Below are 13,683 nucleotides of genomic sequence, written 5' to 3' on the forward strand. Positions count from 1 at the left end.
AGACGAATTAGTTCATCCACCGGTCTTTACGCTTGCGGCTCGGGATCAGGTGCGGCAGCACCAGACCAAGCAGCAGGCCGACGCCCAGCACGCCGCCGCCGTACATAAACCACTGCATGATGATGGTGCGCTGCTTATCATCAAGCTGCAGATTGGCGGCATTGACCTTTTTCTGCGCGACGACCAGCTCATTTTTCAGCTTCTGGTTCTCATCTTTCAGGGCGTTAATGGCGTTATCGCTCCCGGCGACCTTTTTCTGCATGTCCGCCGTGCGCTGGTTCCAGGTGGTGTCGATGTTATTTAGCTTGTCGGTCAGGGTCTTAACCTGATTTTCGAGATCCGGTACGCGGGTGCGCAGGCTGGGCTCGTTGCTCAGCTCTTTCAGCGGGATCCAGGCGGTGCGGCCGTTGCCGTCGCGGATCTGGGCATAGTTGGTGCTGTCGTTGGTTTGCAGCAGAGAGACCTGCTCCCCGGCATTAATGGTTCCCTGGAGGCGATAATTATCGCCAGGACCGGTGCGGACCCAGGTGTTCAGTTCATCAGAAACATAGCGTTTTTCTTCTGCATGAACCGCCGTAGCGGCGCTAAGCGCCAGCAAAGTTATCGTAATCAGGCGTAATTTAGGCATCAGGTCATCGTTTGGTCATAAAAAGTTGAACGATAGTAGTGGCATCACCATAGCGACGCAAAGTTTTCCGCCACAATCGGAAACATCCAGGAGGTGGCCCGGCAAATTGCGCATTGCATGGCGATTCGCCGCAAAATATTATCTACTGACAAGAAATATCGGCGTTAGTTCGCCGTATTTTCCCTGCAGAGCACAGAAGCGGAAGAATTCAGTTATGGCGCAAGAAATCGAATTAAAATTTATCGTCTCCGACAGCGGTGTGGAAACGCTGCGTCAGCACCTTAATACGCTCAATGCGCAGCATACGCCCGCAGGAAAGCTGCTCAATATTTACTATGAAACGGCGGATAACTGGCTGCGCCGTCACGATATGGGTCTGCGTATTCGCGGCGATCGCGGTCGCTACGAAATGACCCTGAAAATTGCCGGACGAGTGGTGGGTGGGCTGCATCAGCGCCCGGAGTACAACATCCCGCTGGAGAAACCGGAGCTGGCCATGAGCCTGCTGCCGGCGGAAGTCTGGCCGCAGGGCGAACTGCCTGCCGAGCTGGAGAACAGCGTACAGCCGCTCTTCAGCACTGATTTTGAACGTGAAAAATGGGTCGTCAGCGAAGGCGATAGCCAGATTGAGATCGCCCTCGATCGCGGCGAGGTAAAGGCCGGTGAGCATCAGGAAGCGATTTGTGAACTGGAGCTGGAGCTGCTGTCCGGCAATACCGCAGATGTCCTGACCCTCGCCCGTCGTCTGCTGGATACCGGCGCGCTGCGTCAGGGAAGCCTGAGCAAGGCGGCGCGAGGCTACCATCTGGCCCAGGGCAACGGCGAACGGCCGCCGATCGCGCTGGATATCCTGCCGACAGTCGCGAAGGCCAGCGTCGAGCAGGGAATGGAGGCGGCGCTGGAAAATGCCCTGGCCCACTGGCTCTATCATGATGAAGTCTTGAGCCGCGGCAACCCGGCGGCAAAAGGCGAAATTCTGCGCGCGATTGCCCGCCTGCGCCATACGCTGGCGCTGTTTGGCGGTATCGTGCCGCGTAAAGCCAGCGCGGCGCTGCGCGAGCAGCTGAGCGCAGCGGAAGCGGCGCTGTCTGAGGCCGAAAATGCGCAGGCGGCGCTGTTCAGCATCGCCGCAGTCAGCGCCAGGCTGACGCTGACGGAATGGCTGGTAAACCGCGGCTGGCGTGAGTTCCTCAACGAAAATGGGCAGAAGAAAATTGCCGGATCTTTTAAACGCTTTGCCGATATTCAGCTTTCGCGTGCGGCGGCAGAATTAAAAAATGCCTTCCTGCAGTCGCTGGGCGACGAGTATGAAGGTCAGCTTCCGCGGCTGGCGCGCGAGATCGACACTGTTCAGCTATTAGCCGGCGCTTACGCCGACGCCGCATCGCCGTGGCTGGAAAACTGGAAAGAGCTTCGCCGGGCCGTTGAGCACCGGGACAGCAGCGTCATTGAATATTTCCGTCGCCAGGCGCTGGCCGCGGAACCGTTCTGGCTGCATAGTGGAAAACGATAATTTCAGGCCAGGGAGACCCCTATAATGCCGCTTTCTTCGCAGTTACAGCAGCACTGGCAGACGGTTGTAGACCGGCTACCAGCGGATTTTCCATTACAAACGTTAAGTCCGCAGGCGCAGTCGGTTATGGCGTTCAGCGATTTCGTCGAGCAGAGCCTGGTCGCCCAGCCGCAGTGGCTGGCTGAGCTGGAGAGCTCGCCGCCGGAAGCGGATGAGTGGCGTCACTATGCCGACTGGCTGCAGGCGGCGCTGGCGGAGGTGAATGACGAAGCGGCGCTGATGTGCGAGCTGCGCCTGTTCCGCCGCCGGATTATGGTGCGCATCGCCTGGGCGCAGGCGCTGTCGCTGGTCAGCGAAGAGAGTAGTTTGCAGCAGCTTAGCGCGCTGGCGGAGACGCTGATTGTCGCCGCCCGGGACTGGCTATACGCCGCCTGCTGCCGGGAGTGGGGCACGCCCTGCAGCGCCGAAGGCAAGCCGCAGCCGCTGCTGATCCTCGGGATGGGTAAACTTGGCGGAGGAGAGCTTAACTTCTCCTCCGATATCGACCTGATTTTTGCCTGGCCGGAGCACGGCGCAACCCGCGGCGGGCGCCGCGAGCTGGATAACGCCCAGTTCTTTACCCGCCTCGGCCAGCGTTTAATTAAGGCCCTCGATCAGGCCACCCAGGACGGCTTTGTCTACCGCGTGGATATGCGCCTGCGCCCGTTTGGCGACAGCGGCCCGCTGGTGCTGAGCTTCGCCGCGCTGGAGGATTACTACCAGGAGCAGGGGCGAGACTGGGAGCGCTATGCGATGGTTAAGGCGCGGATCATGGGCGATAACGAAGGCATCTATGCCAGCGAGCTGCGCGCCATGCTGCGGCCGTTCGTCTTCCGTCGCTACATTGACTTCAGCGTGATCCAGTCGCTGCGTAATATGAAAGGGATGATTGCCCGCGAGGTTCGCCGCCGCGGGCTGAAGGACAATATCAAGCTCGGCGCCGGCGGGATCCGCGAAATTGAATTTATCGTCCAGGTCTTTCAGCTGATCCGCGGCGGCCGCGAGCCCGCGCTGCAGCTGCGGGCGCTGCTGCCAACCCTGGCGGCTATCGAGGAGCTGCATCTGCTGCCGGAAGGCGATGCTTCCCGGCTGCGCGAGGCCTACCTGTTTTTACGTCGTCTCGAAAACCTGCTGCAAAGCATCAACGATGAGCAGACGCAAACCCTGCCGCAGGATGAGCTCAACCGCGCTCGCCTGGCGTGGGGAATGCACGTTGCCGACTGGGCGACGCTGAGCGCGCAGCTGGAAGAGAAAATGGCCAGCGTCAGGCGGGTATTCAACGATCTGATTGGCGATGACGAAGCGCAGTCGCCGGATGAACAGCTTGCCGAGTACTGGCGCGAGCTGTGGCAGGACGCGCTGGAGGAGGATGACACCAGCCCGGCGCTGGCGCACCTCGATGATGCCGATCGGCGCAGCGTGCTGGCGCTGATCGCCGATTTCCGCAAAGAGCTCGACAGGCGCACCATTGGCCCGCGCGGACGGCAGGTGCTGGATCAGCTGATGCCGCATCTGCTCAGCGAAGTGTGCGCGCGTGCGGACGCGCCGCTGCCGCTGGCGCGCATTACGCCGCTGCTGACCGGTATCGTGACCCGCACGACCTATCTTGAGCTGCTCAGCGAGTACCCCGGCGCGCTCAAGCACCTGATCTCCCTGTGCGCCGCCTCGCCGATGGTCGCCAGCCAGCTGGCGCGCCACCCGCTGCTGCTGGACGAGCTGCTGGACCCGAATACGCTCTATCAGCCGACGGCGACCGACGCCTATCGCGATGAGCTGCGCCAGTATTTACTGCGCGTACCGGAAGAGGACGAAGAGCAGCAGCTGGAGGCACTGCGTCAGTTCAAGCAGGCGCAGCTGCTGCACATTGCCGCCGCGGATATCGCCGGCACGCTGCCGGTGATGAGAGTGAGCGATCACTTAACCTGGCTGGCCGAGGCGATGATCGATGCGGTTGTCCAGCAGGCGTGGATGCAGATGGTGGCGCGCTATGGCCAGCCGACGCACCTGCGCGACCGTCAGGGGCGCGGCTTTGCCGTCGTCGGCTACGGCAAGCTGGGCGGCTGGGAGCTGGGCTACAGCTCCGATTTGGATCTGGTATTCCTCCACGACTGCCCGCCGGAGGCCATGACCGACGGCGAACGCGAGATTGACGGCCGCCAGTTCTATCTGCGGCTGGCGCAGCGCATTATGCATCTCTTCAGCACCCGCACCTCTTCAGGGATCCTCTATGAAGTGGATGCCCGCCTGCGTCCGTCAGGCGCCGCGGGCATGCTGGTCACCACCACCGATTCCTTCGCCGACTATCAGCAAAATGAAGCCTGGACCTGGGAACATCAGGCGCTGGTCCGCGCGCGGGTGGTTTACGGCGATCCCGAGCTGCAGACCCGGTTTGATGAGATTCGCCGCGCTATCCTCACCCGCCAGCGCGAGGGGGCGACGCTGCAGACCGAGGTACGGGAAATGCGTGAAAAAATGCGCGCCCATCTTGGCAATAAGCAGCGCGATCGCTTTGATATCAAAGCTGATGCCGGCGGGATCACCGATATTGAATTTATCACCCAGTATCTGGTCTTACGCTATGCCCACGACAAGCCGAAGCTGACGCGCTGGTCCGATAATGTGCGCATTCTGGAGCTGCTGGCGCAGAACGACATTATGGATGAAGAAGAGGCTCGGGCGTTGACCCATGCTTACACCACGCTGCGCGATGCGCTGCACCATCTGGCGCTGCAGGAGCAGCCGGGCAACGTCGCGCCGGAGGCTTTTGCTCATGAACGTGAGCAGGTTAGCGCCAGCTGGCAGAAGTGGTTGATAGCTTAACTAAAAAACCGGGTGTGCTATTATCGCGCGCAAAGTTTGCATCTCGCAGGAGTGAGTAATGAAAGTAACGCTGCCGGAGTTTGAACGAGCAGGAGTGTTGGTGGTTGGCGATGTGATGCTGGACCGCTACTGGTATGGTCCCACCAGCCGTATTTCCCCTGAAGCCCCGGTGCCGGTGGTGAAAGTGGAAAATATCGAAGAGCGTCCCGGCGGCGCGGCAAACGTCGCGATGAATATCGCGTCGCTCGGTGCGACCTCGCGGCTGGTGGGCCTGACCGGGATTGACGATGCCGCCCGCGCGCTGAGTAAAGCGCTGGCCGACGTCAACGTGAAGTGCGACTTCGTTTCGGTGCCGACCCACCCGACCATCACCAAGCTGCGCGTGCTGTCGCGCAACCAGCAGCTGATCCGCCTCGATTTTGAAGAGGGCTTTTCCGGCGTCGATCCGCAGCCGATGCACGAACGTATTCAGCAGGCGCTGGGTTCTATCGGGGCGCTGGTCCTCTCTGACTATGCAAAAGGCGCTCTGGCCAGCGTGCAGACGATGATTAAGCTGGCGCGGGATGCGGGCGTCCCGGTGCTGATCGATCCGAAAGGCACCGAATTCGAGCGCTATCGCGGCGCCACCCTGCTGACCCCGAACCTCTCTGAGTTTGAAGCGGTGGCGGGGAAATGTAAGGACGAAGCGGAAATCGTTGAGCGCGGCCTGAAGATTATTGCTGATTTTGAACTGTCCGCGCTGCTGGTGACCCGCTCCGAGCAGGGCATGACGCTGCTGCAGCCGGGCAAACCGCCGCTGCATATGCCAACCCAGGCGCAGGAAGTGTATGACGTCACCGGCGCCGGCGATACGGTGATTGGCGTACTGGCGGCGACCCTCGCCTCAGGCAATACGCTGGAAGAGGCGTGCTATTTCGCCAACGCGGCGGCCGGCGTGGTCGTCGGCAAGCTGGGCACCTCAACCGTTTCACCGATCGAGCTGGAAAACGCGGTACGCGGGCGCGCTGAGACCGGTTTTGGCGTGATGAATGAAGAAGAGCTCAGGCAGGCGGTGGCCGCGGCGCGCAAGCGCGGCGAGAAAGTGGTGATGACCAACGGCGTGTTTGACATCCTGCACGCGGGCCACGTTTCGTATCTGGCAAACGCGCGCAAGCTGGGCGATCGCCTGATTGTGGCGGTCAACAGCGATGCGTCGACAAAACGTCTGAAAGGGGAGTCCCGTCCGGTGAACCCGCTTGAGCAGCGGATGATCGTCCTGGGCGCGCTGGAGGCCGTTGACTGGGTGGTCTCTTTCGAAGAGGACACGCCGCAGCGCCTGATCGCCGGGATCCTGCCGGATCTGCTGGTGAAAGGCGGTGACTATAAGCCAGAGCAGATTGCCGGGAGCGAAGAGGTCTGGGCAAACGGCGGCGAGGTGCTGGTGCTCAATTTTGAAGATGGCTGTTCGACCACCAACATTATCAAAAAGATCCAGAAAGATAGCGGGAAGTAATATTTCCCCGCCGAGCGGCGGCTCGACCATCGTCCCGGTAAGCATCGTGCGGCCGGGAGGGTAGTGAGAAAGCCGTACTTAAAGAGGCCTGCGATCGTCCGATCGCGGGCCTTTTTTATTTAATTGATGGCGTAAATGATTCAGCGCAATAATTGTTCTTGTTTTGCGCATTTTTCGCGCAAAAAAAGTTAACGTAAGGATAAATACTGAAGTCAGTAAAGCATATGACCACTCAGAACACCCACGGCTGAAGGAGTATGCGGATGAACCATAACGAACTGTATTCAATGAAGAATTTTGACTTTCTGGCGCTGAGCTTTGCCAGGATGCACGCGCAGGGCCACGTTGTCGATCTCGAGGCCATTGTCGGCAATATGGATGAGGATCATCGTGAATGGTTTTGCCAGCGGTATGCGCTCTACTGTCGTCAGGTTAGCCAGCCAGAGACGCCGGCGACAGAGCTGGAACACTGATACAACAACGGGCCTGATGGCCCGTTTTTTTACTGCTTCTCTTCGACGCTCGGCGCGGCCGTTCGGCTTTCCAGATCGCTGATGCGCTGTTCGAGTAACGCCAGCTTTTCGCGCGTGCGCAGCAGCACCTGAGTCTGCACGTCAAACTCTTCACGGCTGACCAGATCGAGGCGGGTCAGCTGCGACTGGAGCACCTGACGGATTTTTTTCTCCACGTCTTCCCCAAGGTCACGAAGGCCTTTCGGCATCGATTCATGGACCTGGCGGGCGATTTGTTCAATTTTTTTCGGGTCAATCATGGTGGTTTCCTGCTCTGGTCGATTTACCGTCCATTGTAGTGCGATCGGCGCCGCCTATAAACCAGAAATGTTTGAAGCTTATGCATTGCCGAGGATAATCAATAGCGTTATAGTTATCTCGCTTATTCTCAGGGCGGGGCGAAATTCCCCACCGGCGGTAAATCAACCATAGCGTTGAAAGCCCGCGAGCGCTTTTTGCGAAAGCAAAAAGGTCAGCAGATCCGGTGTAATTCCGGGGCCGACGGTTAGAGTCCGGATGGGAGAGAGTAACGGCTCAGTCGGATTGCGATCCGCTTGCGTTGACTTTTTTGCCGCTTAACCGGCACTCCTAAGACTGCCCTGATTCTGGTAACCATAATTTTAATGAGGTTTTTTTACCATGAATCAGACGCTCCTTTCCTCTTTTGGTACCGCTTTTGAACGTGTAGAACACGCGTTAAATGCACTGCGCGAAGGCCGCGGTGTGATGGTACTTGACGATGAAGACCGTGAAAATGAAGGCGATATGATTTTCGCCGCCGAAACCATGACCGTTGAGCAGATGGCGCTGACCATTCGCCACGGCAGCGGTATTGTTTGCCTGTGCCTGACCGATGAACGCCGCAAGCAGCTCGACCTGCCGATGATGGTGGAAAATAACACCAGCGCCTACGGTACCGGCTTCACCGTGACCATCGAAGCCGCAGAAGGCGTCACGACCGGCGTATCCGCTGCCGACCGCGTCACCACCGTGCGCGCCGCGATTGCCGATGGCGCAAAACCTTCTGACCTGAATCGTCCAGGCCACGTATTCCCGCTGCGCGCGCAGGCGGGCGGCGTGTTGACCCGCGGCGGCCACACCGAAGCCACTATCGATCTGGTAACTCTCGCAGGCTTCAAGCCGGCGGGGGTTCTGTGTGAGCTGACTAACGACGATGGCTCTATGGCCCGCGCGCCGCAGTGCATCGAATTTGCTCAGCAGCACAATATGGCCGTGGTCACCATCGAAGATCTGGTGGCCTATCGCCGCGAGCACGAGCGTAAAGCCAGCTAATCCGGCTTCGCTGTTCTCTAAAGCCCACTTAACCGTGGGCTTTGTTGTTTTTGGCGCTAGCCAATGCCCATCGCCTGCAGGGCCACGAGGCTAAATCCCATCACCGACATACCGCACAGCACGCCATAGCTTGGGTTGCTTTGCGGATCGATCTCTTTTGCCAGCGGCATGAGCTCATCAACCGACAGCGCCACCATAACCCCGGCGACGACGGCCATAATGGCGCCCATCACCACCGGCGACACCAGACTGCCGAGGATCAGCCAGGCCAGCAGGCCGCCGAGGATCTCGGCCATTCCGGAGAGTCCAGCCCAGAAAACCGCCTTGCGGCGCGAGCCCGTTGCAGCATACACCGGGCCGGCAACCGCCAGCCCTTCCGGAATGTTATGCAGTGCGACCGCCAGCGCGACGCCCATACCCAGCTCCAGGTTATTGCTGGCCGTCACAAAGGTGGCGATGCCCTCCGGGAAGTTGTGCAGGCTGATACCGAGGGTCAGCAGAATCGCGGCGCGGCGCAGATTGCGCGGGCGCGGGACGCCGGTCGACATCAGATCCTGCGGATGAGCGTGCGGCAGCATACGGTCCAGCGCAAAGTAGCCCAGCAGGCCGATAACAAACATGCCGTAACCGAGCAGCGCCGACATCCCCTCGGCGTTCAGCGCGGCGGGCAGCATCTCCATCAGTGAAATAAGCAGCATAATCCCGGCGGCGAAACCGAGAGAAAAACCCAGCAGACGGTTGGACGGTTTTTGGCCCAGTACGCCGAAAATCGCGCCGATAAAGGTCGCGCTACCGGCCAGCAGGGTCAATATGAGGGGGGATGACATCACTCAGCTCCTTTGATAATGATTATCATTCATAATATCCATCTTACCCGATGGCAGCGAGAGGGAAATGACGTCTTTACCGCGGCTTACATTCAAATTTTCTGATGATGATCATCATGCTTATCTGAGTTTATCCTGATGCAAAAACGCGTAATGTGAAGGCATCAAATCTCCTCTACTCAAGGATATCATCATGTCCCTTACCCGAATGCCAGCGTTGTTTTTAGGCCACGGCAGCCCGATGAACGTGCTGGAAGATAACATCTATACTCGCGCCTGGCGGCATCTGGGCGAAACGCTACCGCGTCCGCGGGCGATTGTGGTGGTCTCCGCACACTGGTTTACGCGCGGTACCGGCGTCACGGCGATGGAAGCTCCGAAAACGATCCACGATTTTGGCGGCTTCCCGCAGGCGCTGTACGATACGCACTATCCGGCTCCGGGCTCTCCTGAGCTGGCGCAGCGCCTGGTTGAGCTGCTGGCACCCGTGCCGGTGACGCTGGATAAAGAAGCCTGGGGCTTCGACCACGGCTCGTGGGGCGTGCTCATCAAAATGTATCCGGATGCCGATATTCCGATGGTGCAGCTGAGCATCGACAGCAGCAAGCCGGCGGCCTGGCATCTGGAGATGGGGCGCAGGCTGGCGGCGCTGCGCGATGAGGGCATTATGCTGATTGCGAGCGGTAACGTGGTGCATAACCTGCGCACGGCGCGCTGGCATGGCGAAAGCACGCCGTATCCCTGGGCGGAATCGTTCAACGAGTATGTGAAAACGAACCTGACCTGGAAAGGGCCGACGGAGCAGCATCCTCTGGTGAACTATCTGACGCACGAGGGCGGATCGCTCTCAAACCCGACGGCGGAACACTTCCTGCCGCTGCTGTACGTGCTGGGTGCCTGGGACGGTGAAGAGCCGATTTCCGTGCCGGTAGAAGGAATGGAAATGGGGTCGTTAAGCATGCTGTCAGTGCTGGTCGGCGCGTAGCGGGGAAATGGAGATGCCCCGGCAGGCGTAATGCCGCCGGGGCAGGAGACTACTCGACAAAAATGTGCGGATAGAAGCGTGAAAGATCCTGGGTGATCAGCGCCCGATCTTCGCGAACGCCGATCCCGGCTGGCTTATCGTTGATCAGCCAGCTGCCGATCAGCGTATAGCTATCGCCAAACTTCGGCAGCGGATAGAACTCCTGGACGATGGTACCTTCTTCACCGTACGGGCCTTCAACCGCTTCCACCACCTTGCCGTTTTCAACGATCGACACGTTTGCGCCTTCGCGGGAAAAAATCGGCTTGATGACGTACTTCTCCATTTCGGGATGCGCGTCTTCGCTGAACCAGGATGCCAGCAGGTTAGGGTGGTTCGGGAACATCTTCCACAGCAGCGGCAGCAGCGCTTTGTTGGAGATAATGCTCTTCCATGCCGGCTCAAGCCAGCGTACGCCGGCGTCTTCCAGCTTGGTAGAGAAGACCTCGCGCAGCATATACTCCCACGGATAAAGCTTGAACAGATTGCCGATGACCTGATCCTGAACGTCGGTAAACTGCCCCTTTTCGCCGAGGCCGATATCTTCGATATAGAGGAATTCGGTGGCGACGCCGGCTTCGGCCGCGCAGTCCTGCAGATACTGTACGGTACCGCGATCCTCTTCGGTATCGCGGCAGCACGCCATATGCAGCAGCTGGAAGCCAAACTGTTCCCGGAGCTCGGTAAAGCGCTCAATCAGCTTTTCCTGCAGGCTGTTGAACTGGTCGCTGCCTGCCGGCAGCTGGCCGGCGTTGAGCTGATCTTCCAGCCAAATCCACTGAAAGAACGCCGCCTCATACAACGAGGTTGGCGTATCGGCGTTGTTCTCCAGCAGCTTGGGCTCGCCAACGCCGTCCCACGCCAGATCGAGGCGCGAATAGAGCGACGGCTGGTTGGTTTTCCACGATTGACGCACGAAGCCCCAGGTGTGTTTGGGGATGCGGAATTTAGCCATCAGCTCATCGCTGCCGATCACGGTTTCTACCGCCTGCAGGCACATCTGATGCAGCTCGGCGGTAACGTCTTCCAGCTTCTCAACCTGCGCCAGGGTCAGCTTGTAATAGGCCTCTTCGCTCCAGTACGGCTCGCCGTACATGGTATGAAAGCTAAAGCCATATTCGCTCGCTTTTTCGCGCCAGTCCGGGCGCTCCGTGATGCTGATTCTTTCCATGAGTTTTAGCCGCCCATTGAGCGTTTAGATGAGGTGGTCCCTGCGGCGCTACGCTGCATGGCGGACTGTTTCGCCACCGACTCGCCGAAGCCGCCGCGGGTCACGGTGCTGGTGGTCGCAGGTTTCGGCGCCATGGCCGTCTTAGGTACGTTCATAGAACGACCCGGCTGCGCGGCGCCGTAGCTCTTGCCGCCGGCATCGGTGTACTGACCATAGGCCGGGCTGGCCGGGTTTTTCGAGCTGAACAGCGGCTGCTGCGCGCCCATGCCGCCGCCCATCATGCGGCCCATCATGTAGCCGGCCATCAGCGGCATCCAGAAGCTGCCGCTGCTTTGTGCCTGAGCCTGGTTTTCCGGCGCGACGCCTGCCTGAGCCGGCGTTTGCTGGCACTGGCCTTCACCGAACTCCGCCACGCAATCTTCACGGGTGGCGTATTTTGGCGCGGTACGTTCAGCTTCTTTGGTCGCGTTATTAAAGGCGGTGGTGCATTCTGCGCCTTTGCCAGGGTTGGCCGCAGAGCAGTCGTCGGCATTTTGATACAGAGAAACCGTCTCGTCGCTTTTTTCGCAGCCGGCGAGCATAAAGACGGCCGTCACGGCGAGCGCGACCGGCGTCAGATGGCGAGCGCTCCAGCTTTTGCGGAACGAGGCATGATTAATATTTTTTGTCCGTTTCATATTTGTCTTCCTGGACCCAGTGGTATGGCGGTTTGTTAACGCTCAGGATAGAGGATGAGTGGTGGAAAATGAAGCGACCAGGGGCGGAAAGGAGCGGAAAGGAGGAGATCTTTACGTTGCCTTACGTTTAACGCCCCGCTTAGCGGAATCTGCTAAGCGGGGCGCGGTGACGCAACGAAGGTTATTGGCGGAAAGGATTCGCGCCGCTGGTTTTCGTGGTATGAACGGCTGCCGGTTTAGCCGCTGGCGCCGCGCTGCTGGCGTAGCCGTCGGCGCTGGCGTCCTGCTGCGGGGTTTCCGGCGCAACGCTATCCGGTGAGGTGTCGACAGGTTTACCCAGCGTATTGTTCAGCGCAGTCAGATCCTGCTCGTTCAGCGTACCGAGCGCGGACTTGATGTTCAGCTGGTTAATCAGGTAGTTATAACGTGCGCTTGAGAGCTGCTGCTTGGCGTTATACAGCGTGGTTGTCGCATCCAGCACGTCAACGATGGTACGTGTACCAACGGAATAGCCGGCTTCCATCGCATCAAGGGAGCTCTGGGCAGAGACCACCGCCTGTTTGTAGGCGTTGATGCTGCTGATAGAGGCGTTGATGTTATTAAAGGAAGAGCGAACGGTCTGCACCACGGTGCGGTGCGAGCTTTCCAGCTGCTCGCTGGCGCCGACGAAGTTGTACTGCGCCTGTTTCACCTGCGAGTTAACCATCCCGCCCTGATACAGCGGCAGCGAGAAGCTCAGGCCAATAGTGTTCTGGCCGATGTCTCTGTCCGGAGTTGTACTTCTCGAACCGTTATATTTGGAATTGGATACGCTGGTAGACGCGTTTAAATCCAGCGTCGGCAGGTGGCCGTCCTGCGCCTGGCGAATCTGCTCACGCGCCAGATCCTGGTTCAGGCGAGCCTGCAGCAGCGACAGGTTGCGGTTTTCCGCTTCCTTCAGCAGCGCGTTCACCGTTTGCGGCTTGTTGGTTTTGAAGCCATCAACGTTCAGCGACGACAGCTGCGGATAGTAGTTGCCGGTCACCTGACGCAGCGCTTCAACCGCGTTGTCGAGGTTGTTACGCGCGGTGACTTCGTTGGCCAGCACGGAGTCGTACTGGGAACGGGCGTTCTGCACGTCGGTAATGGCAACCAGGCCGACGTTAAAACGCTGGGTGGTCTGATCCAACTGACGATAGATCGCCTGCTTCTGCGCTTCGGTATAGGAGAGCGTATCGATGGCGCTCAGCACGTTAAAGTAGGCCGTAGCGGTGTTCAGAATCAGCGTCTGCTGGTCGGTCTGATAGGTGACGTCCTGAATACCGGCCGCTTTTTCCTGCAGCGTCAACGCGCGCCATTTCGACATATCGAACAGCGTTTGTGTTAACTGCAGTGACCCGCTGGTGACGTTGGAATTCTGATTATTGGCGTCGCGATAGCCGTTGGTATAAGTATAATCTGCACCCAGACCGAGCTGAGGCAGTAACGGGCTACGTGCTTCGTTGATCTTTTCGAATGCAGCATCACGATCGGCTGCTGATTTACGCAGGTCAGGGTTGCTGATGCGCGCCTGCTGATAAACCTGCATCAGGTTTTCTGCCTGGCTTATGGCGCTGAAGCCAGTCAGGCCCAGGCCGATAAGGATGGGGAAAAATTTCTTCATTTGCATTCCTTGTTGTGAAGCATAAAGCGCTGCCCAAAAGCTAAA

The 13,683-nt window shown here is 59.0% G+C and carries 12 protein-coding genes and 1 riboswitch; of the genes, 6 read left to right on the top strand and 6 right to left on the bottom strand.

Features of this window, described 5'->3' with window-relative positions:
- Positions 1-7 precede the first annotated feature (7 nt).
- On the bottom strand, positions 8-628 hold the full coding sequence (locus MMW58_RS03255; RefSeq protein ID WP_041147288.1) for a TIGR04211 family SH3 domain-containing protein: 621 nt from the start codon (positions 626-628) through the stop codon (positions 8-10).
- A 214-nt stretch (positions 629-842) separates the two neighbouring features.
- Here MMW58_RS03255 and MMW58_RS03260 point away from each other — a divergent pair, with 214 nt between their 5' ends.
- The 4 genes from MMW58_RS03260 to glgS all read left to right on the top strand — a co-directional run bounded on the left by MMW58_RS03260 (position 843) and on the right by glgS (position 6,965).
- The gene (locus MMW58_RS03260; RefSeq protein WP_241722746.1) at positions 843-2,141 is read left to right on the top strand and encodes a CYTH domain-containing protein; all 1,299 of its coding nucleotides are present in this window, start codon (positions 843-845) and stop codon (positions 2,139-2,141) included.
- Between the two features lie 21 nt (positions 2,142-2,162).
- The gene (gene glnE, locus MMW58_RS03265; RefSeq protein WP_241723682.1) at positions 2,163-5,000 is read left to right on the top strand and encodes a bifunctional [glutamate--ammonia ligase]-adenylyl-L-tyrosine phosphorylase/[glutamate--ammonia-ligase] adenylyltransferase; all 2,838 of its coding nucleotides are present in this window, start codon (positions 2,163-2,165) and stop codon (positions 4,998-5,000) included.
- Between the two features lie 58 nt (positions 5,001-5,058).
- Entirely contained in the window at positions 5,059-6,492 is a 1,434-nt protein-coding gene (gene hldE / locus MMW58_RS03270) for a bifunctional D-glycero-beta-D-manno-heptose-7-phosphate kinase/D-glycero-beta-D-manno-heptose 1-phosphate adenylyltransferase HldE (protein WP_133600903.1), read from the top strand.
- A 263-nt stretch (positions 6,493-6,755) separates the two neighbouring features.
- Positions 6,756-6,965, top strand: coding sequence for a cell surface composition regulator GlgS (gene glgS / locus MMW58_RS03275; RefSeq protein ID WP_115191857.1), 210 nt, complete (start codon positions 6,756-6,758; stop codon positions 6,963-6,965).
- Between the two features lie 29 nt (positions 6,966-6,994).
- On the opposite strand, the gene ubiK is transcribed toward glgS, so the two are convergent.
- A complete protein-coding gene (gene ubiK / locus MMW58_RS03280; RefSeq protein WP_041147283.1) occupies positions 6,995-7,264 on the bottom strand; it encodes a ubiquinone biosynthesis accessory factor UbiK in 270 nt (89 codons plus the stop codon).
- Positions 7,265-7,384: 120 nt separating this feature from the next.
- A riboswitch (FMN riboswitch) is annotated at positions 7,385-7,536 on the top strand.
- Positions 7,537-7,643: 107 nt separating this feature from the next.
- Between ubiK and ribB the strand changes: the two genes are divergently transcribed.
- A complete protein-coding gene (gene ribB, locus MMW58_RS03285; RefSeq protein ID WP_045856843.1) occupies positions 7,644-8,297 on the top strand; it encodes a 3,4-dihydroxy-2-butanone-4-phosphate synthase in 654 nt (217 codons plus the stop codon).
- Between the two features lie 56 nt (positions 8,298-8,353).
- Here ribB and zupT read toward each other — a convergent pair whose 3' ends face one another.
- Entirely contained in the window at positions 8,354-9,124 is a 771-nt protein-coding gene (gene zupT, locus MMW58_RS03290) for a zinc transporter ZupT (RefSeq protein ID WP_241722747.1), read from the bottom strand.
- Between the two features lie 193 nt (positions 9,125-9,317).
- Between zupT and ygiD the strand changes: the two genes are divergently transcribed.
- Complete coding sequence (gene ygiD, locus MMW58_RS03295; protein WP_133600904.1) at positions 9,318-10,109, top strand: 4,5-DOPA-extradiol-dioxygenase; 792 nt, start codon at positions 9,318-9,320, stop codon at positions 10,107-10,109.
- A gap of 49 nt (positions 10,110-10,158) precedes the next feature.
- Here ygiD and MMW58_RS03300 read toward each other — a convergent pair whose 3' ends face one another.
- The 3 genes from MMW58_RS03300 to tolC all read right to left on the bottom strand — a co-directional run bounded on the left by MMW58_RS03300 (position 10,159) and on the right by tolC (position 13,638).
- Positions 10,159-11,319 carry a glutathionylspermidine synthase family protein gene (locus MMW58_RS03300; protein ID WP_115191859.1) on the bottom strand — a complete coding sequence of 387 codons (1,161 nt, stop codon included), beginning with the start codon at positions 11,317-11,319 and terminating at the stop codon, positions 10,159-10,161.
- Between the two features lie 5 nt (positions 11,320-11,324).
- Positions 11,325-11,996 (bottom strand): DUF1190 family protein, encoded by a 672-nt coding sequence (locus MMW58_RS03305; RefSeq protein WP_133600905.1) that lies wholly within the window; start codon positions 11,994-11,996, stop codon positions 11,325-11,327.
- Positions 11,997-12,177: 181 nt separating this feature from the next.
- Complete coding sequence (gene tolC, locus MMW58_RS03310) at positions 12,178-13,638, bottom strand: outer membrane channel protein TolC (RefSeq protein ID WP_241722748.1); 1,461 nt, start codon at positions 13,636-13,638, stop codon at positions 12,178-12,180.
- Positions 13,639-13,683: the final 45 nt, after the last annotated feature.

Source organism: Klebsiella sp. HC6 (assembly GCF_022605325.1).
GTDB classification, from domain to species: Bacteria; Pseudomonadota; Gammaproteobacteria; order Enterobacterales; family Enterobacteriaceae; genus Klebsiella; species Klebsiella terrigena.

Coding starts and splice junctions, on each gene's coding strand:
- zupT (WP_241722747.1), bottom strand. CDS start 9,124: ATGTCATCCCCCCTCATATTGACCCTGCTGGCCGGTAGCGCGACCTTT.
- glgS (WP_115191857.1), top strand. CDS start 6,756: ATGAACCATAACGAACTGTATTCAATGAAGAATTTTGACTTTCTGGCG.
- MMW58_RS03255 (WP_041147288.1), bottom strand. CDS start 628: ATGCCTAAATTACGCCTGATTACGATAACTTTGCTGGCGCTTAGCGCC.
- ubiK (WP_041147283.1), bottom strand. CDS start 7,264: ATGATTGACCCGAAAAAAATTGAACAAATCGCCCGCCAGGTCCATGAA.
- MMW58_RS03300 (WP_115191859.1), bottom strand. CDS start 11,319: ATGGAAAGAATCAGCATCACGGAGCGCCCGGACTGGCGCGAAAAAGCG.
- ygiD (WP_133600904.1), top strand. CDS start 9,318: ATGTCCCTTACCCGAATGCCAGCGTTGTTTTTAGGCCACGGCAGCCCG.
- ribB (WP_045856843.1), top strand. CDS start 7,644: ATGAATCAGACGCTCCTTTCCTCTTTTGGTACCGCTTTTGAACGTGTA.
- MMW58_RS03305 (WP_133600905.1), bottom strand. CDS start 11,996: ATGAAACGGACAAAAAATATTAATCATGCCTCGTTCCGCAAAAGCTGG.
- tolC (WP_241722748.1), bottom strand. CDS start 13,638: ATGAAGAAATTTTTCCCCATCCTTATCGGCCTGGGCCTGACTGGCTTC.
- hldE (WP_133600903.1), top strand. CDS start 5,059: ATGAAAGTAACGCTGCCGGAGTTTGAACGAGCAGGAGTGTTGGTGGTT.
- MMW58_RS03260 (WP_241722746.1), top strand. CDS start 843: ATGGCGCAAGAAATCGAATTAAAATTTATCGTCTCCGACAGCGGTGTG.